Below are 619 nucleotides of genomic sequence, written 5' to 3'. Positions count from 1 at the left end.
TGACAACAAATTTGCGCACGTCGTGGAATCCGGCGGGGTTCTTTTCAGCCAGCACCTGAAAGGGGCGCTCGGGCATGATGATGGCGCGTTCCATGCTGGTCGCACCGATCCCGGACCCAGACCCTGCGAACGGGTCGAGTGCAAAAATCTCGCGCTCGACCTTTCCGAACCAGCCGGATTTCTCTTCCTTCACAGACGCGCTTTTCAGCTCCTCCACGGTCCAGGCCAGCGCCCAGTCCTCGCCGGGCGGGCTTTTCGCCTGCTCCAACACCTCGCGCAGGGGGCCGGTTTGGCGGGTGAAGGTGTGGCTGTACATCGGGCCGACATGGAAGCGGCGCAGACGTTTGGGGTGCAGGTCGTCGAAATCCTTGTCAAATCCGGTGGCGATGGTCACCAATTGCAGTCCGGCCATGGATTGCGCCATCAGATGCGACTGGACCTGAGGCCAGCGGCGTTCGTCTTTGGGCAGCGCGGTGCGGCCGGTGTCGAGCACCCGCTGGAGCACCTCGACGAGCTGGTCGCGCAGCAGCATCCGGAACACGCCGGCGTCCAGGTCGTTGCGGCTGCGGGCGAGCTGCACGTCCAGCTCGGACGTGGGGATGCCGCACGCCGCCGCGAG

At 65.1% G+C, this 619-nt stretch carries 1 pseudogene; it reads right to left on the bottom strand.

What is annotated here, in order from left to right:
- A pseudogene (locus SM447_RS29440) lies at positions 1 to 619 on the bottom strand (hypothetical protein); the annotation flags it as partial.

The sequence above is a fragment of the Micromonospora aridisoli genome, from assembly GCF_056150025.1.
This window is presented reverse-complemented; position numbering and strand designations above follow the sequence as displayed.